The organism is Pseudomonas sp. CFBP 8758, from assembly GCF_014841725.1.
In the GTDB taxonomy this organism is placed as follows: domain Bacteria; phylum Pseudomonadota; class Gammaproteobacteria; order Pseudomonadales; family Pseudomonadaceae; genus Aquipseudomonas; species Aquipseudomonas baltica.
Genome location: NZ_JACYUK010000020.1, coordinates 1 through 1,597, shown reverse-complemented (window position 1 = coordinate 1,597; position 1,597 = coordinate 1). Strand labels below are relative to the sequence as shown.

The window sequence follows — 1,597 nt, the reverse complement described above, 5'->3', positions numbered from 1 at the left end:
AGATCCCGGATTTACCTAAGATCTCAGCCTACCACCTTAAACTTGGACAACCAACGCCAAGCTGGCCTAGCCTTCTCCGTCCCTCCATCGCAATAACCAGAAGTACAGGAATATTAACCTGTTTTCCATCGACTACGCTTTTCAGCCTCGCCTTAGGGACCGACTAACCCTGCGTCGATTAACGTTGCGCAGGAAACCTTGGTCTTTCGGCGTGGGTGTTTTTCACACCCATTGTCGTTACTCATGTCAGCATTCGCACTTCTGATACCTCCAGCAAGCTTCTCAACTCACCTTCACAGGCTTACAGAACGCTCCTCTACCGCATCACCCTAAGGTGATACCCGTAGCTTCGGTACCTGGTTTGAGCCCCGTTACATCTTCCGCGCAGGCCGACTCGACTAGTGAGCTATTACGCTTTCTTTAAAGGGTGGCTGCTTCTAAGCCAACCTCCTAGCTGTCTAAGCCTTCCCACATCGTTTCCCACTTAACCAGGATTTTGGGACCTTAGCTGACGGTCTGGGTTGTTTCCCTTTTCACGACGGACGTTAGCACCCGCCGTGTGTCTCCCATGCTCGGCACTTGTAGGTATTCGGAGTTTGCATCGGTTTGGTAAGTCGGGATGACCCCCTAGCCGAAACAGTGCTCTACCCCCTACAGTGATACATGAGGCGCTACCTAAATAGCTTTCGAGGAGAACCAGCTATCTCCGAGCTTGATTAGCCTTTCACTCCGATCCACAGGTCATCCGCTAACTTTTCAACGGTAGTCGGTTCGGTCCTCCAGTTAGTGTTACCCAACCTTCAACCTGCCCATGGATAGATCGCCCGGTTTCGGGTCTATACCCAGCGACTAAACGCGCTATTAACACTCGCTTTCGCTACGCCTCCCCTATTCGGTTAAGCTCGCCACTGAATATAAGTCGCTGACCCATTATACAAAAGGTACGCAGTCACCCAACAAAGTGGGCTCCCACTGCTTGTACGCATACGGTTTCAGGATCTATTTCACTCCCCTCTCCGGGGTTCTTTTCGCCTTTCCCTCACGGTACTAGTTCACTATCGGTCAGTCAGTAGTATTTAGCCTTGGAGGATGGTCCCCCCATATTCAGACAAGGTTTCTCGTGCCCCGTCCTACTCGATTTCATTGACAAGAGATTTTCGCGTACAGGGCTATCACCCACTATGGCCGCACTTTCCAGAGCGTTCCGCTAATCTCAAACCAACTTAAGGGCTGGTCCCCGTTCGCTCGCCACTACTAAGGGAATCTCGGTTGATTTCTTTTCCTCAGGGTACTTAGATGTTTCAGTTCCCCTGGTTCGCCTCTCATGCCTATGTATTCAGCATGAGATAACTGTCTTATGACAGCTGGGTTCCCCCATTCAGACATCTCCGGATCACAGTCTGTTTGCCGACTCCCCGAAGCTTTTCGCAGGCTACCACGTCTTTCATCGCCTCTGACTGCCAAGGCATCCACCGTATGCGCTTCTTCACTTGACCATATAACCCCAAGCAATCTGGTTATACTGTGAAGACGACATTCGCCGAAAATTCGCATTTACTCCAAGAGCAACTCACAAATTTTACCTTAGCCTGAACCC

Annotated in this window: 1 rRNA gene; it reads right to left on the bottom strand. The window is 50.7% G+C overall.

The annotated features are described in order from the left end of the window. Positions 1-1,496, bottom strand: a 23S ribosomal RNA gene (locus IFT75_RS21300); the annotation flags it as partial. Between the last annotated feature and the right edge of the window lie 101 nt (positions 1,497-1,597).